Annotated in this window: 18 protein-coding genes; 10 read left to right on the plus strand and 8 right to left on the minus strand. The window is 63.2% G+C overall.

The features are described 5' to 3' along the window. Window positions 1–14: 14 nt before the first annotated feature. Window positions 15–1,232 (minus strand): alanine transaminase, encoded by a 1,218-nt coding sequence (gene alaC, locus KI241_RS06225; RefSeq protein WP_042729860.1) that lies wholly within the window; start codon window positions 1,230–1,232, stop codon window positions 15–17. 197 nt (window positions 1,233–1,429) lie between these two features. Between alaC and KI241_RS06230 the strand changes: the two genes are divergently transcribed. Together KI241_RS06230 and KI241_RS06235 are read left to right on the plus strand one after the other, a co-directional pair. Further along, complete coding sequence (locus tag KI241_RS06230) at window positions 1,430–2,092, plus strand: LysE family transporter (protein ID WP_212803469.1); 663 nt, start codon at window positions 1,430–1,432, stop codon at window positions 2,090–2,092. A gap of 81 nt (window positions 2,093–2,173) precedes the next feature. Further along, on the plus strand, window positions 2,174–2,659 hold the full coding sequence (locus KI241_RS06235) for a GyrI-like domain-containing protein (RefSeq protein WP_123579543.1): 486 nt from the start codon (window positions 2,174–2,176) through the stop codon (window positions 2,657–2,659). Window positions 2,660–2,666: 7 nt separating this feature from the next. Here the strand turns inward: KI241_RS06235 and KI241_RS06240 are convergent, their stop codons facing one another. Further along, on the minus strand, window positions 2,667–3,152 hold the full coding sequence (locus KI241_RS06240) for a GNAT family N-acetyltransferase (RefSeq protein WP_047736892.1): 486 nt from the start codon (window positions 3,150–3,152) through the stop codon (window positions 2,667–2,669). A 142-nt stretch (window positions 3,153–3,294) separates the two neighbouring features. On the opposite strand from KI241_RS06240, the gene KI241_RS06245 reads away from it, so the two are divergent. The 4 genes from KI241_RS06245 to KI241_RS06260 all read left to right on the plus strand — a co-directional run bounded on the left by KI241_RS06245 (window position 3,295) and on the right by KI241_RS06260 (window position 5,887). Beyond that, window positions 3,295–3,729: an SgcJ/EcaC family oxidoreductase gene (locus tag KI241_RS06245; protein WP_212803470.1), complete on the plus strand. Its 435-nt coding sequence runs from the start codon at window positions 3,295–3,297 to the stop codon at window positions 3,727–3,729. A 67-nt stretch (window positions 3,730–3,796) separates the two neighbouring features. Continuing rightward, window positions 3,797–4,141 (plus strand): YciI family protein, encoded by a 345-nt coding sequence (locus tag KI241_RS06250; protein ID WP_042729855.1) that lies wholly within the window; start codon window positions 3,797–3,799, stop codon window positions 4,139–4,141. A gap of 28 nt (window positions 4,142–4,169) precedes the next feature. Next, the gene (locus KI241_RS06255) at window positions 4,170–4,646 is read left to right on the plus strand and encodes an SRPBCC family protein (RefSeq protein ID WP_042729854.1); all 477 of its coding nucleotides are present in this window, start codon (window positions 4,170–4,172) and stop codon (window positions 4,644–4,646) included. Next, window positions 4,646–5,887 (plus strand): RNA polymerase sigma factor, encoded by a 1,242-nt coding sequence (locus KI241_RS06260; protein ID WP_212803471.1) that lies wholly within the window; start codon window positions 4,646–4,648, stop codon window positions 5,885–5,887. The genes KI241_RS06255 and KI241_RS06260 overlap by 1 nt, the downstream gene beginning before the upstream one ends. Window positions 5,888–6,384: 497 nt before the next feature. On the opposite strand, the gene KI241_RS06265 is transcribed toward KI241_RS06260, so the two are convergent. From KI241_RS06265 to KI241_RS06285, 5 genes are all read right to left on the minus strand, one after another. Next, the gene (locus KI241_RS06265; RefSeq protein WP_047736888.1) at window positions 6,385–7,728 is read right to left on the minus strand and encodes an imelysin family protein; all 1,344 of its coding nucleotides are present in this window, start codon (window positions 7,726–7,728) and stop codon (window positions 6,385–6,387) included. A gap of 207 nt (window positions 7,729–7,935) precedes the next feature. Next, window positions 7,936–9,987, minus strand: a complete 2,052-nt coding sequence (locus KI241_RS06270) for a GGDEF domain-containing phosphodiesterase (RefSeq protein WP_047736886.1) — start codon at window positions 9,985–9,987, stop codon at window positions 7,936–7,938. Window positions 9,988–10,293: 306 nt separating this feature from the next. Further along, the gene (locus KI241_RS06275; protein ID WP_042729851.1) at window positions 10,294–10,890 is read right to left on the minus strand and encodes a Fe-Mn family superoxide dismutase; all 597 of its coding nucleotides are present in this window, start codon (window positions 10,888–10,890) and stop codon (window positions 10,294–10,296) included. Window positions 10,891–11,065: 175 nt separating this feature from the next. Next, entirely contained in the window at window positions 11,066–11,668 is a 603-nt protein-coding gene (locus KI241_RS06280; RefSeq protein WP_042729850.1) for a LysE/ArgO family amino acid transporter, read from the minus strand. Window positions 11,669–11,673: 5 nt separating this feature from the next. Beyond that, window positions 11,674–12,075, minus strand: coding sequence for an ACT domain-containing protein (locus KI241_RS06285; RefSeq protein WP_042729849.1), 402 nt, complete (start codon window positions 12,073–12,075; stop codon window positions 11,674–11,676). An 89-nt stretch (window positions 12,076–12,164) separates the two neighbouring features. Between KI241_RS06285 and KI241_RS06290 the strand changes: the two genes are divergently transcribed. The 4 genes from KI241_RS06290 (at window position 12,165) to KI241_RS06305 (ending at window position 16,494) form a co-directional block, all read left to right on the plus strand. Continuing rightward, window positions 12,165–13,064 (plus strand): LysR family transcriptional regulator ArgP, encoded by a 900-nt coding sequence (locus tag KI241_RS06290; protein ID WP_042729848.1) that lies wholly within the window; start codon window positions 12,165–12,167, stop codon window positions 13,062–13,064. Window positions 13,065–13,153: 89 nt separating this feature from the next. After that, the gene (locus KI241_RS06295; RefSeq protein ID WP_212803472.1) at window positions 13,154–14,146 is read left to right on the plus strand and encodes an NAD-dependent epimerase/dehydratase family protein; all 993 of its coding nucleotides are present in this window, start codon (window positions 13,154–13,156) and stop codon (window positions 14,144–14,146) included. Between the two features lie 106 nt (window positions 14,147–14,252). Beyond that, on the plus strand, window positions 14,253–15,128 hold the full coding sequence (locus tag KI241_RS06300) for an ATPase (RefSeq protein ID WP_123579538.1): 876 nt from the start codon (window positions 14,253–14,255) through the stop codon (window positions 15,126–15,128). A 523-nt stretch (window positions 15,129–15,651) separates the two neighbouring features. Then, window positions 15,652–16,494 (plus strand): cache domain-containing protein, encoded by an 843-nt coding sequence (locus KI241_RS06305; RefSeq protein WP_042731792.1) that lies wholly within the window; start codon window positions 15,652–15,654, stop codon window positions 16,492–16,494. 77 nt (window positions 16,495–16,571) lie between these two features. Here KI241_RS06305 and rapA read toward each other — a convergent pair whose 3' ends face one another. After that, complete coding sequence (gene rapA, locus KI241_RS06310; protein ID WP_042731791.1) at window positions 16,572–19,418, minus strand: RNA polymerase-associated protein RapA; 2,847 nt, start codon at window positions 19,416–19,418, stop codon at window positions 16,572–16,574. Window positions 19,419–19,448: the final 30 nt, after the last annotated feature.

The following is a 19,448-nucleotide window of genomic DNA, read 5'->3' on the forward strand; positions in this document are numbered from 1 at the left end:
ATTTTGGTTGTGTGTCAGGCGTTAGGTTTGCCGACCCACCCATCGGCCCGGAACATCGCCCGAATGCCCCGCACCGCCTGACGAATCCGGTCCTGGTTCTCGATCAGTGCGAAGCGCACGTGATCATCCCCGTATTCACCGAACCCCACCCCTGGCGAGACGCAGACCTTGGCTTCGGCCAGCAGCTTCTTGGCGAACTCCAGCGAGCCCAGGTGCGCATACGCCTCTGGAATCTTGGCCCAGACGTACATCGAGGCCTTGGGGTTTTCCACCATCCAACCCAGTTCATGCAGGCCCTTGACCAGCACGTTGCGGCGTTGGCGGTACTGCTCGGCGATATCGCGCACGCATTGCTGGTCGCCTTCCAGCGCGGCGATGGCGGCCACCTGCAAGGGCGTGAAGGTGCCGTAGTCGTGGTAGCTCTTGATCCGCGCCAGGGCGCTGACCAGTTCCGGGTTGCCGACCATGAAGCCGATGCGCCAGCCGGCCATGTTGTAGCTCTTGGACAGGGTGAAGAACTCCACCGCGATGTCCTTCGCGCCCGGCACCTGCATGATCGACGGGGCTTTCCAGCCGTCGTAGACGATGTCGGCGTAGGCCAGGTCGTGGATTACCAGCACGTCGTACTGCTTGGCGAGGGCGATGACCCGCTCGAAGAAATCCAGCTCGACGCATTGCGCCGTGGGGTTGGACGGGAAGCCCAGGATCATCATCTTCGGCTTCGGGATCGAGCCGCGAATGGCCCGTTCCAGTTCGTCGAAGAAGTCCACGCCCGGCACCAGTGGCACCGAGCGCACCTGGGCGCCGGCGATCACCGCGCCGTAGATGTGGATCGGGTAGCTGGGGTTGGGCACCAGCACGGTGTCGCCCTGGTCCAGGGTCGCCAGCATCAGGTGGGCCAGGCCCTCCTTGGAACCGATGGTGACGATGGCTTCGCTTTCCGGGTCGATGTCCACCTCGTAGCGGTCCTTGTACCAGCGCGAAATGGCGCGGCGCAGGCGCGGGATGCCCTTGGAGGTGGAGTAGCCGTGGGTGTCTTCCCGCTGGGCGACGGTCACCAGTTTCTCCACGATGTGGGGAGGCGTGGCGCCGTCGGGGTTACCCATGCTCAAGTCGATGATGTCTTCGCCGCGCCGACGCGCAGCCATCTTCAGCTCGGCAGTGATATTGAAAACGTAAGGGGGGAGTCGATCGATGCGCGCAAAGCGGCGCGGCGAACCTTGTTCGGCCATTGTTGCCTCGAGATACGTGAGCGCCCGGAACCGTCCGAGCGACGTTGGCCACTGCGGTGGCCTGCGGCGCAAGATAATGGCCGCCGTGGCCGCTTGTCCAGTGGCGCCCCACAACTATTTTCGACGACACTGTCGACCCGCCCGCCGCACGCGTGCGGACAGTCGCAATTCGCCATACCTACTCGAACGGAACGATGATGGAATTTTCCAGCGGTTTTTTGCTGAGCCTCTCCCTGTGCCTGGACATCGGCGTCGCCAACATCGCGATGATCACCCTGGCCATGCAGCGCGGTTATTCCCAGGGGTTTGCCCTGGGCCTGGGCACATGCGTGGGGGACCTGATCTATGCGGTGCTGGCCCTGGCGGGCATGACCGTGCTGTTGCAATACGAAACGGTGCGCTGGGTGCTGTGGATCGGCGGTTCGGCGTTATTGCTGTATTTCTCGGCGAAGATGATCCACGCGGCGATGTATCACAGTGCCGTCTTGGCCGAGGCCGGCGAAGTGCGTGGTCAATCCTCCCGGCAGGCGTTCCTGCGCGGGATCTTCCTGGCCATGTCGTCACCCAGCGCCATTTTGTGGTTCGCGGCGGTGGGGGGCACGCTCATTGCTCGTGCGGGCGGCGGGACGGTGCTCAGTTCGGCGCTGTTTCTCAGTGGTTTTCTCTGCGCCGGGTTGCTATGGAGTGCGGGCCTGTGCCTGGCGGCGACCCAGGGCGGCAAATTGCTGGGGGATAAGCTGTTGCGCTACTCCTACTTGGCATCCGCGGCGATCTTCTGCTATTTCGCCGTATACGTAATTGTTTCTGGCTACGACGAGTTCGTTGCAAAAACCGCCATGCCGGCCTTGCCGGGGTTCTGACAAGCGAAACGGTGCTGGCAATCACGTGTTGGCTTTCTATACTGCCAAGCCCGACTTCACGTTTTTCCGGAGTGTTGACGCATGGAAAAGCACGCACGCGATTACGCCGCCGAGCCACGCCTCGAACAAGGTCGCTTTCTACTGATTGCCGGTTTTGGCGCACGTTTTACCGCGTGCACGATGCAGGACATCCCGCTGGTCTGGGAGAAATTCCTGCCTTGGCTCGGCAAGGTGCCGGGGGAGAAGGATGAAGTCACCTACGGCGTGGGTTGCAACCCGGACGGGGAGGGCGGGTTCGAATACATCGCCGGCGTGGAAATCAGCCGGCTCGACGACTTGCCCGAACAATTCCGCTGGATCGAGATCCAGCCGGCCCGTTACGCGGTGTTCGAACACAAGGGGCCTTTGAAACAACTGCCGGAGACGTTCCGCTACATCTGGGATGTCTGGTTGCCCCAGTCAGGCCATACCGCGGCGGATGCCCCGGAATTCGAACGCTACAGCGAAGATTTCAACCCAAAGACCGGCGAGGGCAGCCTGGAGATCTGGATACCGCTCCAGCCGTGACCGGCGGCTAGAACATCAACCCCATCCGCCGCTCATAACCGATACGGCCCCTGTACGCCTCGCCGCTGTCGACCCAGCCCAGTCGGGTGTACAGGCCGATGGCCGCTGCATTATCGGCATCGACCGAAAGCTCCAGCCCCCTGATTTCCGGCCAGGCCGCCCGTGCCACGGCGGGCAGCGCCTCCAGGCAGGCCTTGCCGTAGCCCTGGCCCTGGACCCGATGATCAACCTGCAGGGCGTGCAGGGTGGCGCTGTGTTCATTGGCCCAGGCGGGCAGTACCGGCGGACGCTTGAGCAGCAGGAAGGCCACGGGCACGTCGTTGGCCACCAGGGCAAAGCCCTTGACCCCGGGGCCGGGCCTGGACAGCAACGTGTGCAGTGCACCGTGGATATCACCGGCGTACTGCACCTGTGCGGGATGGATTTCGATGGCTTCGACCTGTTCGCGTTGCTGCGGGGTCAGGGCTTCGTAGGGTACGAGTTGGGCGGTCACAAAAACGTCCTTGGTTTGCCGGCAGTGTAGGGGCGCGATTCTAACGAATTTTTTGCCTCGAATTATTTTTGCCAGGGTTGTCGATTCGCCGTTTCTCCAGACGACAAAGGGTGTCTTCCACAAAAAACTGCGGAGAATCACCATGAATACCCAAGCCACCGAAACCCAGATCCAGGCTTTGATCGACACCTATCGCGAAGCGGTCATAAGCAAGGATGTCGAAAAAGTCATGGCCCTCTATGACGAGGACATCGTCTCGTTCGATGCCATTCAGGCCCTGCAATTCAAGGGCAAGGCCGCCTACCGGGCGCACTGGCAGGCGTGCATGGAAATGTGCCCCGGGCCGCACAAGTTCGACTTCCATCAGGTCCGGATCACGCCCGCCGACGCCATTGCCTTCGCCCACTGGCTGGCCTACTGCGGCGGCACCAACGACAAGGGCGAGGAACAGGCCTGCTGGATGCGCGTGACGGCCTGCTACCGGCGCGTGGCCGGGCAATGGAAGATCGTCCACGAGCACTGGTCGGCACCGTTCGACCCGATGGCCGGCACGGCGATCTTCGATTTGCAGCCCTGATCGTCGGTTTTTTCGCCAACGGTCTTTCTGCCGTCCATAGTTGATCCGTTCGATCGCGGAGTTTGTCATGAAGTACTTATGCCTGGTCTACAGCAACGAACACACGCTGCACAACGCCCCCGACAGTCCTGAGGATGCCGAGTGCATGGCCTACGCCGAGTCGATCCAGGGCAGCGGGCGGATGCTCGCCGCCGAGGCCCTGGCGTCGGTGCAGACGGCCACCACGGTGCGCATGCGCGGCGGCAAGCTGTCGATCACCGACGGCCCGTTCGCCGAGACCAAGGAGCAACTGGCGGGCTTCTACCTGATCGACGCGAAGGACTTGAACGAAGCCATCCAGGTCGCCGGCCATATCCCGGCGGCCCGGGTCGGCTGCGTCGAAGTGCGACCGGTACGCCAACTGAACCCCTGAACAACAATCACAAGACAGGATTTGACCCATGAACCTCAAGCCAGCCCCTCATGCGTTGTCCATCAGCCGAATGATCGACGCGCCGTGCCAGAAGATTTTCCGCGCCTGGACCGAGCCGGCCTTGCTGGTGCAGTGGTGGGGCCCCCACGGCATGACGACGCCGGAGTGCGAAATGGACCTGTGGGTCGGTGGCCAGTTTCGCACCTTGATGCGCGCGCCGGACGGCAGTGAGTACCCGACCATGGGCGTGTTCCTGGAAATCCTTGCACCTCGACGGCTGGTGTTCACCGATGCATTCGTGCCGGGCTGGATACCGTCGGGCAAGGCTTTCATGACCGCTGAAGTGGTGCTCGAAGAGGTCGGTGACAAAACCCGCTACACCGCCCGGGCATTGCACTGGAGCGAGGAGGATCGCCAGGCGCACGAGGCGATGGGTTTCCATGACGGTTGGGGCCAGAGCCTGGACCGCCTGGAAACGCTAGTCACCCAAGGCATGCCCGACTGATGCCGGCCGAGGCGGTTCGGGCGCGGGTCGAGCAGGTATACCGGCAAGATTCGCGGCGCATCCTCGCCACGCTGATTCGCCTGCTGGGAGACTTCGACCTGGCGGAAGAGGCCTTGCACGACGCCTTTTTCATCGCCGTCGAACGCTGGCAGCGCGACGGCGTACCGGACAATCCGCGGGCCTGGCTGGTGTCAGCCGGGCGGTTCAAGGCCATCGACAGCTTGCGCAGGCGCGCGCGCTTTGCCGCGTCCCGGCCGCTGTTGATCGCTCAACTGGAGGCGCTGGAGCAGGCCGACTGGAGTGATGAAGACGTGGAAGACGATCGCTTGCGGCTGATTTTCACCTGCTGCCATCCGGCCCTGGCCGCCGATGCACAGGTGCCGTTGACGCTGCGAGAAGTCTGCGACCTGACCACCGAGCAAATCGCTCGCGCCTTTCTTGCCGCCCCGGCGGCCATTGCCCAGCGCATCGTGCGGGCCAAGGCGAAGATCCGTGACGCGAAGATCCCCTATCAGGTGCCGTCCCGCGCGGAGTTGCCCGAGCGGCTGGACAGCGTGCTGCGGGTGATTTACCTGGTGTTCAACGAGGGTTATTCGGCCTCGATGGGCGCCGAATTGACCCGTGAAGACCTGACCCGCGAGGCCATCCGGCTCGGGCGATTGCTCCTGCAATTGTTGCCCGAGGCCGAGGTCATGGGCCTGTTGGCGTTAATGCTGCTGCACGAATCCCGGCGCCTGGCGCGCACGTCGTCGACCGGGGAGTTGATCCTGTTGGACGAGCAGGACCGCACGGTGTGGGATGCCGAACTGATTGCCGAAGGCTGTGCCCTGGTGGAAGCGGCGCTGGGCACCCGACGGTTCGGGCCGTATTGCCTGCAAGCGGCGATAGCGGCGGTACACGCCGAAGCGCCGACGGCCCGGGAAACCGACTGGCCGCAGATCGTCGGGCTCTATGACGTGCTGTTGCGCGCCATGCCGTCCCCCGTGATCGAACTCAACCGCGCCGCCGCCCTGGCCCAGCGCGATGGCCCGCTGGCAGGCTTGTGCTTGATCGACGCGATCCTGGGCCGTGGCGAACTGCAGGACTACCACCTTGCCCACTCGGCGCGGGCCGAATTCTGCCGCCAACTGGGGCGGGACGACGAGGCCAGGGCCGCGTACGAGCGCGCCCTTGAACTGACGCAACAGTTACCGGAGCGGCGGTTTATCGAAGGGCGACTTGCGAAATTAGCCAAGCCATAGCCGGCCCGGTAAAAGTCGGGTTTAACTCGGTCATTGTGGGAGCGGTGATCACCAATGCCAGCCCCGCCTTGGAACCCTGTGGGAGAGCTTGCTCGCGAAAGCACAGTACCAGTCACCATCGATGTCGAATGTGCCACCGCCTTCGCGAGCAAGCCCGCTCCCACAGTTGGCGTTGCGGTGATCACCAATGCCAGGTCCACCTTGGAACCCTGTGGGAGAGCTTGCTCGCGAAAGCACAGTATCAGTCACCATCGATGTCGAATGTGCCACCGCCTTCGCGAGCAAGCCCGCTCCCACAGTTGGCGTTGCGGTGATCACCAATGCCAGGTCCACCTTGGAACCCTGTGGGAGCGGGCTTGCTCGCGAAGGCGGTGGTCCAGCCGACCGAGATGTTGACTGGCATACCGCAGTCGCAAGCAAGTCCCCCAAGTCGCTCCGATTTCTCCAGGTGCAAAAAAGGCGACCCGAAGGTCGCCTTTTCAGTTTGCCGGCGTCGATCAGAACTCGTGATCGGCGTTGTCCGGGTTCAGGTCGCTGATGCCCAGTTTGCCGGCCGCTTGTTCGATCGAACCGGTCTGCTTGACCAGTGCGGCGATGGCGTCGCGCACGATCTGGTTACCGGCGGTGTTGCCGGCGGCGATCAGTTGATCGTAGTGCTCGCCCTTGTTGGCGTGATCGACCATGACCTGGATCTTGGCCTCGGTGTCGGCCAGGTCGGCCTTCAGCGCGGTGTCCGCCGCCGGGTCGGCCTTGGCGACCAGGGACGACAGGCTGGCGCCAGTCATCTTGGTGCCGTCGACGCGGGTGTATTCGCCCAGGTACACGTTACGCACGCCCTTGGCGTCGTAGAAGTGCGAGTTGTGGGTGTTGTCGCTGAAGCAGTCCTGCTCGTCTTCTGGCGAGTTGGCTTCCAGGGACACCTTCATGCGCTCGCCCGCCAGTTCACCGAGGGACAGGCTGCCCATGCCGAACAGCATCTTGCGCAGGCCGCTCTCGGCCGGTTCCGCTTCCAGGGTGGCGCGGTAGTTGTCAGCCACGTTCGGCTTCCAGTTGCCGACCATTTCTTCCAGGTCGCTGACCAGCAGTTGGGTCACGGACTTGAGGTAGGCACGACGGCGGTCGTTGTGGCCACCGGTGGCGCCGGCGCCTTGCAGGTAGTCGGACGCCGGACGGTTGCCCGCACCCGGGCCGGTGCCGTTGAGGTCCTGGCCCCAGAGCAGGAATTCGATGGCGTGGTAGCCGGTGGCGACGTTGGCCTCGGAACCGCCCAGCTCGTTCAGGCTGGCGAGTTTTTCCGGGGTGATGTCCTTGACGTCGACCTTGTCTTCACCCACCTGGACTTGAGTGTTGGCGATGATGTTGGCGGTGGCGCCCGGGTTGCCCAGAGCGTGCTCGTAGGACTTGTCGACGTAGTCGATCAGGCCTTCGTCCAGGGGCCAGGCGTTCACCTGGCCTTCCCAGTCGTCGATGATGGTATTGCCGAAGCGGAACACTTCGCTCTGCAGGTACGGCACGCGTGCCGCGATCCAGGCAGTGCGGGCAGCGCCCAGGGTCTCGGCGTTCGGCTTGGCCAGGAACGCGTCGACGGCGGTTTGCAGGGTCTTGGCCGTGGATTCGGCATCGCTGTAGACGGCGTAGACGATGTCGGCGTAGTGCGCGACAACGGCCTTGGCGGCGGCTTCATCGACTTTGCCGGCGGCAGCAGGGGCGACCGGTGCCGCAGTGCTGGCGGCAGGCGCTGGCGCTTGCGGCGCGGCGGCCTTGTCTTTGCCTTCGCCGCAACCGGCGAGGGAAATAGCGATGGCCAGCAGACTGGCGGTAGCCAGAGGCATACGAATCATGGCGAACATCCTGCTTCGGAAATGGATGGGACAGGCGCGAGGGTGCGCAAAAACTGCGACATAATGCGAAAGATTTGCATTATGTGTAAAGGGTTGCGGCTGTAAATATTTCTTATTTAATCAATGCCGATCGCAGTCTCGGACCACTCCGACAGAACGGCGCGGAACCGTTGTAGGAAATGTTGAAGGCTGTGATGGATCAAGGAATCAGAGGATGGAGGCCTTGCTGCGCTCCGCCTGCTTCAGGTAAGCGCCCAGTTCCCGTGCCGGCAGCGGCTTGCTGTAGTAGTAGCCCTGACCTTCGTGGCAGCCCTCGGCGATGATGTAGGCTTCCTGCTCGACCGTCTCGACGCCTTCGGCGATCACTTGCATGCCCAGGCTCTTGCCGAGCTGGATGATCGCCCGGACGATGGTTGCGTCGTCTTCGTCTTCGAGCAGGTCCTGGACGAAGCTCTTGTCGATCTTGATCTTGTCCAGCGGCAGGCTCTTGAGGTAGCTCAGGGACGAATAGCCGGTCCCGAAGTCGTCGATGGCAATCAGTGCGCCGGAGCGGCGCAGGCTCAGCAGGTGTTGGGCCGCGGTGGTGATGTCTTCCATCAGGCCGGTCTCGGTGACTTCCAGCTCCAGGCTGCGAGGCGGCAGCCGGTACATCTGCAGGAGGTTGTTGACCACCCGCGGCAGCTCCGCATGGTGCAACTGCACCGTCGACAGGTTGACCGCCATGCGCAGTTGGGTGAAGCCCTGGTCATGCCATTCGCGCAGTTGCCGGCATGCCTGGTCCAGCACCCATTCGCCGATGGCGATGATGGTGCCGTTCTGTTCGGCCAGCGGGATAAAGAGGTCCGGCGGCACCAGGCCGTGCTCGGGATGGTGCCAGCGAATCAGGGCCTCGGTGCCCACTACCCGCAGGTCGCGGTAGCTGATTTGTGGTTGGTACACGAGGGTGAACTGCTCGCGGATCAGGGCCTCGCGCAGGTCTTTCTCCAGTTCGCGGCGGCGGCGCATCTCGCTGTCGACGCTGGCGATGTAGAACTGATAGCGATTGCGCGAGCGGCTCTTGGCCAGGGTCATGGTCTGCTCGGCTTTTTGCAGCAGTTTCTCGGTGCTGTCGCCGTCTTCGGGGAAGAGGGTGATGCCGATGGTCGCCCGCAGCCGGATCCCGTGGTCATCGAGGGCGAACGGCGCCTCCAGGTCGTCGAGGATGCTCTGGGCCAGTTCGGCAGCCTCGTAGGGCTGTTCGATGTCGGCCTGGACCAGGGCGAACTGGTCGCCCCCCAGTCGCGCCAGGGCACCGAGACGACCACTGTGGGCGCGTAGCCGGTCGGCGAGGGCGAGCAGCAACTGGTCGCCGGTCTGATAGCTGAACTGCTCGTTGATGCCCTTGAAATCATCCAGCCCGACACACAGCACCGCCACCCGGCGTTGCAGACGGCCGGCATCCACCAGGATCTTGTCCAGTTGCTGTTGCAATTGCTGGCGATTGGGCAGACCGGTGAGAAAGTCGTACTGGGCCATGCGCAACAGGCTGTCTTCCGCTTCGTGGCGCAGGTGCGTGTTGCGCTCGATGGATTCGAGCAACTGGTTGGCGGTATTGATCCACAGCCCCAGCTCGTTATGTTCGTGACCGCGCAGTTGCGGGATCTTGTGGGCGCTGGGGCGATCAGGGTTGATTTCGGTCAGGTGCTCGATGATCCGCGACAACGGCTTGGTCAGCAGCCAGTGGTAGACCAGGTACAGCACCAGGCCCATGGCCAGGGCCCGAAGCATGCCGGAGATGAAGATGATCACCGAGCTGACGATGAAGCTCTCGCCATAGGTGGCGGTGTCGAGGGTAATGCTCAGGTCACCGTAGTATTCGCTGTAGGGCCCGCGCCCCACCAGTTGCGTGGTGAAGGTGCGCTCCTTGCCCAGGATCAGGTCGGTCAGCCATCGGCTTTCGGACGCCTGCAGGGCACGGCTTTTTTCGGCGAGCATGGTTTCGCGGGGATGGCCTATGGAGGCCATGCGTACGGCTTTGTCCTGGAACAGGCCTTCGATCACCTGCATGCCCATTTCCCGGTCCAGGCTGTAGACGGCCTGGGTCGACGGATCGCGGAACATGTCGAGGATACGCTGGGCGTCGTTGGCGACGGCCTGGTTGGTTTTGTAGGCATCGAACACGATCTGGGCGCAGCTCAAGAGCACGCCAACGATCAATGCCGAGAGGAGCACGACCCGGAGCAACTTCACAGACAAGCTGTTCTTGAGTTCCAGCTTCAAAGAGTGGTTCCTTGTTCCGTGCGGTAGCGTCAAGTTGCCATGAGTATTGGCAATCCTGTGATGTCAGTCAAAGGGACAATCAAACACCAGGGTTTTCGCCGATAAACATGGCCGATGGACGGTTCTTTCAGAGTGATTGCTCTATGCCCATTGTGTCGGTTGCAAGGGAGCGCAACTTGAGGCCTGGCGGGAATTTTTATTGGTGCTCAAGGCGCACGGTGTCCCCGGCACCGATCGATACCCGGCCATTGGCGCCGGGCACAAAAAACCCGGCAAGGTGCCGGGTTCTTTGGTCTGGCTACGGGCTTAGGCGGTGAAGGTCTTGCCTTCGAACTGCTCGGCCACGAATTTCCAGTTGACCAGGTTCCAGAACGCTTCGACGTATTTCGGACGAACGTTGCGGTAGTCGATGTAGTAGGCGTGTTCCCAGACGTCGCAGGTCAGCAGCGGGGTGTCGCCGCTGGTCAGCGGGTTGCCGGCGCCGATGGTGCTGGCCAGGGCCAGGGAACCGTCAGCCTTTTTCACCAGCCAGCCCCAGCCGGAGCCGAAGGTGCCGATGGACGTCTTGCTGAACTCTTCCTTGAACTTGTCGAACGAACCGAAGGCCTTGTTGATGGCTTCGGCCAGTGCGCCGGTAGGTTCGCCGCCGGCGTTTGGCGCCAGGCAGTTCCAGTAGAAGGTGTGGTTCCAGACCTGAGCGGCGTTGTTGAAGATACCACCCGAGGAGGTCTTGACGATTTCTTCCAGGGTCTTGCCTTCGAACTCGGTGCCAGGTACCAGGTTGTTCAGGTTCACGACATAGGTGTTGTGGTGCTTGTCGTGGTGGTATTCCAGAGTTTCTTTGGAGATGTGCGGCTGCAGTGCATCGTGTGGGTAAGGCAGCGGCGGCAATTCGAAAGCCATGGTGATTCTCCTAATCAGGTCAGTTGCGGTGAGCGCAAGGCCGATCACGGGCGGCCCGACTTGCGCCGGGGAGTTTGTACTCTTTGCGGCGCAGGAGTCGGATCATAGCACCGGGGGTGCGGCATAACCACGCAACAACTGTGTGGGATAGAGGTTCCAGAGCGGTTTGGAATAATCAGCCACTGACGATCAATTGCCCGGCCACGGTGAACATCATCGCCGCGACCAGCAGGTCGAGGATCCGCCAGGTGGCGGGGCGAGCCAGCCACGGGGCCAGCCGTGCGGCGCCGAAGGCGAGGGTGAGGAACCACAACAGCGACGCACTCGCCGCGCCGATCACGTAGGCACCGGGCATGCTCTGCTGGGCACCGAGGGAGCCGATCAACAGCACGGTGTCGAGATACACGTGGGGGTTGAGCAGCGTCACCGCCAGGGCGCTGAGCAATACCGCCCGCAAGGAGCGCACGGCCTGGTTCTCACCGTGTTGCAGGCTTTGTTTCGAACAGGCCCGGCGCAACGCCAGGCTGCCATACCAGAGCAGGAAGGCGGCGCCGCCCCAGCGGGCGATCGACAGCAGCAAGGGGCTTTGGGCCAGCAGCGTTGCCAGGCCGAAGACGCCTGCCGCGACCAGCAGCGCATCGCAGGTAATGCACAGGGCGGCCACCGGCAAGTGGTGCTCGCGGCGCAGGCTCTGGGCCAGGACGAATGCATTCTGGGCACCGATGGCCATGATCAGCCCGAGGGCCATCAACAATCCGTTCACATAGCTTTGCCACATGTTCGTCACTCCCCGCTGGCGGCCAGTTGCCTAAGCACGTCCATGGCCCGTGCGGCGTCGTCACGGCCGACGAACAGATGGTCGTGGTAGTAGCCGGCAATCACGTTGCAACTGATCCCGGCGTTGCCCAGGGCCGTGGCGAAGGCGGCGGTCAGGCCTACGGCTTGCAGCGCCGAGTGCACGTTGAGGGTGATCCAGGCGGCGACGTAGTCCCAGGCCAGGCCGGCCTGCTGTGCCTGGGATTTTTCCAGGATGACGGTCAGCCCCTCGCGTTCGAGAAAGCTGCCGATGATCTCGATGCCGGCCGGCACCTCGCCGTCGGGCAGGCAGCAGAACACGTAGTCGCCGTGATTGAGCTGCGGGCTCAGGCTGCGGATCAGGGTGGTCAATGATGTTTCGCCAGGCATGGCTCGCTCCTTCAAATGATGCTGGCCATTGTCCGGTGGGGCGCTGTATAAGAAAAACCAATCCTGCTGATTGCTCATTAGGAAAACTGATGTTCGACTACAAGTTGCTTTCCGCCCTCGCCGCTGTGGTCGAGCAGGCCGGTTTCGAGCGGGCGGCCCAGGTGCTGGGCTTGTCGCAATCGGCCATTTCCCAAAGGATCAAGTTACTGGAGGCACGCGTCGGCCAACCGGTCCTGGTGCGTGCCACGCCACCGGCGCCGACGGAGATCGGCCGGCGCCTGCTCAACCACGTGCAGCAAGTGCGTCTGTTGGAGCGAGACCTGCAAAGCCTGGTGCCGGCGCTGGATGAAGAAGGCCTGCCCGAGCGCTTGCGCATCGCCTTGAACGCCGACAGCCTGGCGACCTGGTGGGCGGCGGCGCTGGGCGATTTCTGCGCCCGGCAGCATGTGCTGCTCGACCTGGTGGTGGAGGACCAGACTGTCGGCCTCAAGCGCATGCGTGCGGGCGAAGTGGCGGCGTGCGTCTGCGCCAGCGAGCGTCCGGTGGCCGGTGCACGCAGCGTGCTGCTGGGTGCCATGCGTTACCGCGCGCTGGCCAGCCCGGCGTTCATCGCCCGGTACTTCCCCGACGGCGTGCGCGCCGATCAACTGGCCCACACCCCAGCCCTGGTGTTCGGCCCGGACGACTTCCTGCAACACCGCTACCTCGCGTCCCTGGGCGTCGAAGGCGGTTTCGAACACCATTTGTGCCCGTCGTCCGAAGGGTTCATTCGCCTTGCCGAAGCCGGTCTCGGCTGGGGCCTGGTGCCGGAATTGCAGGTGCGTGAACAACTGGCCCAGGGCACGCTGGTGAACTTGCTGGCAGATAAACCGATCGATGTGCCGTTGTACTGGCATCATTGGCGCAATGGTGGGCAGTTGCTCGGTGCGTTGACCGAACAATTGATCCGTTCCTCCCGGCAGTGGCTGGTGCCTTGGGCACCGTCCTAGACGTCAAGCAACAGGTCGCAAGCGACGCACAGTTAAATTGGCAGGTTGTTGTAGCTTGACGCTCGTAACCGCCCTTCCAAGGAGCATTCATGAAAATTCTGGTTACCGGCGCGAGCGGCTTCATCGGCGGGCGCTTTGCGCGTTTCGCCCTGGAGCAGGGCCTGGATGTACGGGTCAACGGTCGCCGGGCCGAGAGCGTGGAGCACCTGGTGCGTCGCGGTGCGCAGTTTGTCCAGGGAGACCTGAGCGATCCGCTGCTGGCGCGTGACCTGTGCGTGGATGTCGAGGCCGTGGTGCATTGCGCCGGCTCTGTGGGGCTGTGGGGGCGTTACCAGGATTTTCACCAGGGCAATGTCGAGGTCACGGAAAATGTCGTCGAGGCTTGCCTCAAGCAGAAGGTCCGGCGGTTGGTCCACCTGTCGTCGCCGTCCATCTACTTCGACGGCCGTGACCACCTCGGGTTGACGGAAGAGCAAGTGCCCAAGCGCTTCAAGCACCCGTATGCCGCCACCAAGTACCTGGCCGAGCAGAAGGTATTCGGTGCCCAGGAGTTCGGCCTCGAAGTGCTGGCCCTGCGCCCGCGTTTTGTCACCGGTGCCGGCGACATGAGCATCTTCCCGCGCCTGCTGAAGATGCAGCGCAAGGGGCGGCTGGCCATTGTGGGCAATGGGTTGAACAAAGTGGATTTCACCAGCGTGCAGAACCTCAATGAGGTATTGCTCAGCAGCCTGCTCGTCACCGGTTCGGCCCTGGGCAAGGCCTACAACATCAGCAACGGCGCGCCGGTGCCGCTGTGGGATGTGGTCAATTACGTGATGCGCCAGATGCAAGTCCCACAGGTCAGGCGTTACCGTTCCTACGGGTTGGCTTATAGTGTCGCCGCCCTGAACGAAGGGGTCTGTGCGTTATGGCCGGGCCGCCCCGAACCGACGCTGTCACGTCTGGGGATGCAGGTCATGAACAGGCACTTCACCCTGGACATCAGCCGGGCTCGGCAGTATCTCGATTACGACCCCCAGGTCAGCCTGTGGGCCGCGCTCGATGAGTTCTGTGCCTGGTACAAAGCCCAGGATGCCCGCTGATCGGCCCGTCATGAACCGAGTGCCGGGTTCGGGGTCAATCGGTGCGGCGGGCGAGGGGGTTATACTCCCCGCACCCAGTCATCACCGGTTTCCCAAAGGTTGAACCATGCCCATGCGTAACGATGCCAACGACGACTTCGACGATGTACCGAGCCTGCGGATGCGCGCCGACATCCCCGATGACGATGACTTCCCGACCCACCGCCCGGCCCACGCGCAGGCGCGGCCGGCAGCCGTTGCCGCAGCCAAGGTCAAGGGCCCCAGTACCGGGCCGTTGTGGGCGTTGATCGGCGCCTTGGTGTGTGCGTTCGGCTTCCTGGCCTGGTGGAGCTTCCAGCAGATTTCCCTGATGGAACAGCAGCTGGTGGCGACCCAGGAAAGTTTTGCGCGCATCAGCGAGGATGCGGCAGGGCGGCTGCAGGATATTTCCGGCAAGGTGGTGGCTGGGCAATCCAATGTCATGAGCGACAGCGAAGCCTTGAAGCTGCAGATCAAGCAGCTGGAAGGCAAGCTCCAGGACCAGGCTCGGCAGTTCGACAGCAAGTTGCAGGAGCAGTACAAACTCCAGCAGGCCACGTTCGGTCCGTCCGCCGACCTGGACAAGGAGCTGGCCCAGCTCATTGCCCAGGCCACTGAGCAGCAGAACACCAGTACCCAGTTGCAGGCTGCCAACAAGGAGCTCCAGGCCCAGGTCAAGGCGTTGTCGACTGAAATGACGGCCCTGAAGAACCAAGGCGAGGGCGGAGCGCTGGATGCCCAGCTCAAGAGTATCGGCGCCGACATCACGGCGCTCAAGCGAGCCACCTCCAACTCGGCCCTCGAACGGCTGGAACAGGACGTGATCGTTCTCAAGAGCCAGCAGGACAACGGCGGCAACACCGCCGAATTCGACGCCTTCCGCGGCCAGGTCACCCGCAACATCAACACCCTGCAAGCGCAGATCCAACACCTGCAACAGCAACTCAGCGCTCGCGCCCAGTAAAGCCTTCGCGAGCAAGCCCGCTCCCACAGTGGTCTTGTGGTGCTGGCCGGAATCAGGTCCACCTCCATCCCTTGTGGGAGCGGGCTTGCCCGCGAAAGTGCCGGATCAGTCACGAAGAAGTTGGCTGGCCCGACGCCTTCGCGAGCGAGCTCGCTCCCACAGTGGTCTTGTGGTGCTGGCGGGAATCAGGTCCACCTTCCATCCCTTGTGGGAGCGGGCTTGCCCGCGAAAGTGCCGGATCAGTCACGAAGAAGTTGGCTGGCCCGACGCCTTCGCGAGCGAGCTCGCTCCCACAGTGGTCTTGGGGTGCTGGCGGGAATCAGGTCCACCTTCCATCCCTTGTGGGAGCGGGCTTGCCCGCGAAAGCGTTGGATCAGTCACGAAGATGCTGGCTGGGATGACGCTTTCGCGAGCGAGCTCGCTCCCGCACGGTGTCGTGTTTGCACCGTGTTTTGCTGAATGCTTCCACATCAGCTCATGCCAGCTACTCTCTTGAAATACCCACAAGAACGAGGGCGCGCGTATGGGGTGTTTCCGCAAGATGGCCTGGCTGGGCGCAGTGTTGTTACTGGGGCTGACGCAAGTGCATGCCGCGACGCAAGATGACGGCCAGGCGGCCCGGGCGTTGCTGGAAAAGGCCTTGGCCTATTACCACGATAACGGCGACAAGGCTTTTGCGGCGTTCAGCCGCCAGGGAGAGTTCGTCGATCAGGACCGCTACGTCTTTGTGGTGGACACTCGGGGCGTGATGCTCGCCAGTGGCGGGCCTTCTTCGGCGCTGATCGGGCGGGACGTTTCCGAAATGCTCGGGCCTGACCTGCGCAAAGCGTTCAAGGATGCCCTGAAGACCCCCGAGGCCAGTGGTATCCAGCAGGCCGAGTATCGCTGGCAGAACTGGGCGGACGGCAAGGTCGAGCGCAAGCACGTGTACTTCCAGCGGGTTGGCGAGCGAATCCTTGCGGTCGGCTATTACTTGCCACGGGCCTCGGCCGAACAGGCCAGGGCGTTACTGGACAAGGCCTCCACCGACCTGCAGAAGAACGAGAAAGCCACGCTGACGGCGATCAACGCACTCAAGGGTGGGTACTTGCAGGATGACCTGTATGTCTTCGTGGTGGATTTGGTAACCCAGCGCTATGTCGCCCACGGCACCAATCTGCGGTTGGTCAACACCGATTTCGCCAAGGTCAGGGATCCAGCAGGCAAGCCGGTGGGCGAACCGATCCTGGCCATGATCGGCAAGCAGCCGACCGGGGAGTACGCCTATCGCTGGAAGAACCCGGTCACGGGCAAGGTCGAGGACAAGCACGCGTACCTGAGGAAGGTCGGGCATTTCCTGGTGGCGGTGGGGTACTACAGCCCGTGAGGCGAGGCGCTGGATATCGTGGCGAGAGCAAGCGCCCTCGCCACAGGTGAATCCAGGCAACCTTCAGCCAGTGGCAATCAGCCTGCCACCAGCACCCGGATCGCTTCCAGGCGCAACGCCGCCTTTTCCAGCATCGCCAGGCCCTGTTCGCGCTGTTGGCGCAGCGCAACCAGCTCGCTGTCGCGTACGGTCGGGTTGACCGCTTGCAGGGCGGTCAGGCGTGCCAATTCTTCGTCGGTATCGGCCGCCAGGCGGCGTTGGGCCTCGGCCACGCGCTCGGCGTGACGCGGGGCGACTTTCTCTTCCCCGGCGTTGATCCGCGGTGAGAGCTGGTCGCGCTGGGCCTGGATGAACTTGTTGGCGCTGGCACGAGGCACGCTTTCGAGCTGGTCGTTCAGCGTGTCGAACGAAACCCGGGCAGCCAGGTCGTTGCCGTTGGTATCCAGCAGGCAGCGCAGGGCGGCCGGGGGCAGGTAGCGGCCCAGTTGCAGCGAACGCGGGGCGACCACTTCGCTGACGTAGAGCAGCTCCAGCAGCACCGTGCCAGGCTTGAGCGCCTTGTTCTTGATCAGCGCCACGGCGGTGTTGCCCATGGAGCCCGACAGCACCAGGTCCATGCCGCCTTGCACCATCGGGTGCTCCCAGGTGATGAACTGCATGTCTTCGCGCGACAGCGCCTGGTTGCGATCGTAGGTGATGGTCACGCCTTCGTCGTCGCCGAGCGGGAAGCTGGCGTCGAGCATCTTTTCACTCGGCTTGAGGATCAGCGCGTTTTCCGAATGGTCCTCGCTGTCGATGCCAAAGGCGTCGAACAGGGTTTCCATGTAGATCGGCAGGGCGAACTGGTCGTCCTGTTCGAGAATGGCCTCCACCAGCGCGTCGCCTTCACCGGCACCACCGGAGTTGAGTTCCAGCAAGCGGTCACGACCGGTGTGCAGCTCGGTTTCCAGGCGCTCGCGTTCGGCGCGGGCCTCGTCGATCAGCGCTTGCCACTGGCCATCGTCGGCCTCTTCCAGCAGCGGCAGCAGGCGCGGGCCGAACTGGTGCTGCAGGGCGTTGCCGGTCGGGCAGGTGTTGAGGAACGCGTTCAGCGCCTCGTGGTACCACTGGAACAAGCGCTCCTGCGGACTGGTTTCCAGGTAGGGCACGTGCAGCTCGATGGTGTGCTTCTGGCCGATCCGGTCGAGACGGCCGATCCGCTGTTCCAGCAGGTCAGGGTGGGAAGGCAGGTCGAACAGCACCAGGTGGTGAGCGAACTGGAAGTTGCGCCCTTCGCTGCCGATTTCCGAGCAGATCAGTACCTGCGCGCCAAACTCTTCGTCGGCGAAGTAAGCGGCGGCGCGGTCGCGCTCAAGGATGTTCATGCCTTCGTGGAACACCGTGGCCGGGATCCCGGAACGCACGCGCAGGGCGTCTTCCAGGTCCATGGCGGTTTCGGCGTGGGCGCAGATCACCAGCACCTTGGTGCGCTTGAGCATTTTCAGCTGGTCGATCAGCCACTCCACGCGCGGGTCGAATTTCCACCAGCGTTCTTCGTCACTGGCGTCCGGCTGCGCCTGGAAGCTGACTTCCGGGTACAGGTCGGCGTGATCGCCCAGCGGCAACTCGAGGTATTCGTCCGGGCACGGCAGCGGGTAGGCGTGCAGCTTGCGCTCCGGGAAACCCTGCACCGCGGCGCGGGTGTTGCGAAACAGCACGCGGCCGGTGCCGTGGCGGTCCAGCAGTTCGCGCACCAGGCGGGCACTGGCTTGGACATCGCCATCGTTGACGGCGGTCAGCAAGGCTTCGCCTTCGTTGCCCAGGAAACCGAGGATGGTCTGGTGGGCTTGCGGCGAGAGACGGCCCTTGTCCAGCAGCTCCTGCACGGCTTCGGCCACCGGACGATAGTTCTCGCTCTCGGCGCGGAAGGCCTTGAGGTCATGGAAGCGGTTCGGGTCTAGCAGGCGCAGACGGGCGAAGTGGCTGTCCTGGCCCAGTTGTTCCGGGGTCGCGGTGAGCAGCAGCACGCCGGGGATGGTTTCGGCCAGTTGCTCGACCAACGCGTACTGCGGGCTGACCTGATCCTCGTGCCACACCAGGTGATGCGCTTCGTCGACCACCATCAGGTCCCAGCCAGCGGCGAACAGCGCGTCCTGGGCCTTCTCGTCGTCCACCAGCCATTCCAGCGCCACCAGGGCCAGCTGGGTGTCTTCGAACGGGTTGCTGGCATCGCTTTCGATAAAGCGTTCTTCGTCGAACAACGCGACCTGCAGGTTGAAGCGCCGGCGCATTTCCACCAGCCATTGGTGCTGGAGGTTTTCCGGCACCAGGATCAGGACACGGCTGGCACGGCCGGACAGCAGTTGACGGTGGATGACCAGGCCGGCTTCGATGGTCTTGCCCAGCCCCACTTCGTCCGCCAGCAAGACGCGCGGTGCAATGCGGTCGGCCACTTCGCGAGCGATGTGCAGTTGGTGGGCGATCGGCTGGGCGCGCACGCCGCCAAGGCCCCAGAGCGAAGACTGCAACTGGCGGCTGGTGTGTTCCAGGGTGTGGTAGCGCAGGGAGAACCAGGCCAGCGGGTCGATCTGGCCGGCGAACAGGCGGTCGCTGGCGAGGCGGAACTGGATGAAGTTCGACAGTTGGGTTTCCGGCAGGGTCACGACTTCGTTCTGCCCGTTGAGGCCGTGGTAGACCAGCAATCCATCGACATCGTCGACTTCACGCACGGTCATCTTCCAACCTTCGAAGTGAGTGATCACGTCGCCCGGCGAAAACCGTACGCGAGTGAGGGGCGCATTCCGTAGCGCGTACTGGCGAGTGTCGCCAGTGGCCGGATAGAGCACGGTCAACAAGCGGCCATCCTGTGCCAGAACGGTGCCTAAACCCAGCTCGGCTTCGCTGTCACTGATCCAGCGTTGCCCCGGTTGATACTGCTGCGCCATGCTGCCTGACTCCCGCCTTGAAAAAGCCGG

This window comes from Pseudomonas sp. Cab53, from assembly GCF_018325965.1.
Lineage (GTDB): Bacteria > Pseudomonadota > Gammaproteobacteria > Pseudomonadales > Pseudomonadaceae > Aquipseudomonas > Aquipseudomonas chlororaphis_E.

Bases quoted from the DNA above. Each gene is read 5' to 3' on its own strand.
- alaC (WP_042729860.1), bottom strand. From the start codon at position 1,232: ATGGCCGAACAAGGTTCGCCGCGCCGCTTTGCGCGCATCGATCGACTC.
- KI241_RS06230 (WP_212803469.1), top strand. From the start codon at position 1,430: ATGGAATTTTCCAGCGGTTTTTTGCTGAGCCTCTCCCTGTGCCTGGAC.
- KI241_RS06235 (WP_123579543.1), top strand. From the start codon at position 2,174: ATGGAAAAGCACGCACGCGATTACGCCGCCGAGCCACGCCTCGAACAA.
- KI241_RS06245 (WP_212803470.1), top strand. From the start codon at position 3,295: ATGAATACCCAAGCCACCGAAACCCAGATCCAGGCTTTGATCGACACC.
- KI241_RS06250 (WP_042729855.1), top strand. From the start codon at position 3,797: ATGAAGTACTTATGCCTGGTCTACAGCAACGAACACACGCTGCACAAC.
- KI241_RS06255 (WP_042729854.1), top strand. From the start codon at position 4,170: ATGAACCTCAAGCCAGCCCCTCATGCGTTGTCCATCAGCCGAATGATC.
- KI241_RS06260 (WP_212803471.1), top strand. From the start codon at position 4,646: ATGCCGGCCGAGGCGGTTCGGGCGCGGGTCGAGCAGGTATACCGGCAA.
- KI241_RS06265 (WP_047736888.1), bottom strand. From the start codon at position 7,728: ATGATTCGTATGCCTCTGGCTACCGCCAGTCTGCTGGCCATCGCTATT.
- KI241_RS06275 (WP_042729851.1), bottom strand. From the start codon at position 10,890: ATGGCTTTCGAATTGCCGCCGCTGCCTTACCCACACGATGCACTGCAG.
- KI241_RS06280 (WP_042729850.1), bottom strand. From the start codon at position 11,668: ATGTGGCAAAGCTATGTGAACGGATTGTTGATGGCCCTCGGGCTGATC.
- KI241_RS06285 (WP_042729849.1), bottom strand. From the start codon at position 12,075: ATGCCTGGCGAAACATCATTGACCACCCTGATCCGCAGCCTGAGCCCG.
- KI241_RS06290 (WP_042729848.1), top strand. From the start codon at position 12,165: ATGTTCGACTACAAGTTGCTTTCCGCCCTCGCCGCTGTGGTCGAGCAG.
- KI241_RS06295 (WP_212803472.1), top strand. From the start codon at position 13,154: ATGAAAATTCTGGTTACCGGCGCGAGCGGCTTCATCGGCGGGCGCTTT.
- KI241_RS06300 (WP_123579538.1), top strand. From the start codon at position 14,253: ATGCCCATGCGTAACGATGCCAACGACGACTTCGACGATGTACCGAGC.
- KI241_RS06305 (WP_042731792.1), top strand. From the start codon at position 15,652: ATGGGGTGTTTCCGCAAGATGGCCTGGCTGGGCGCAGTGTTGTTACTG.
- rapA (WP_042731791.1), bottom strand. From the start codon at position 19,418: ATGGCGCAGCAGTATCAACCGGGGCAACGCTGGATCAGTGACAGCGAA.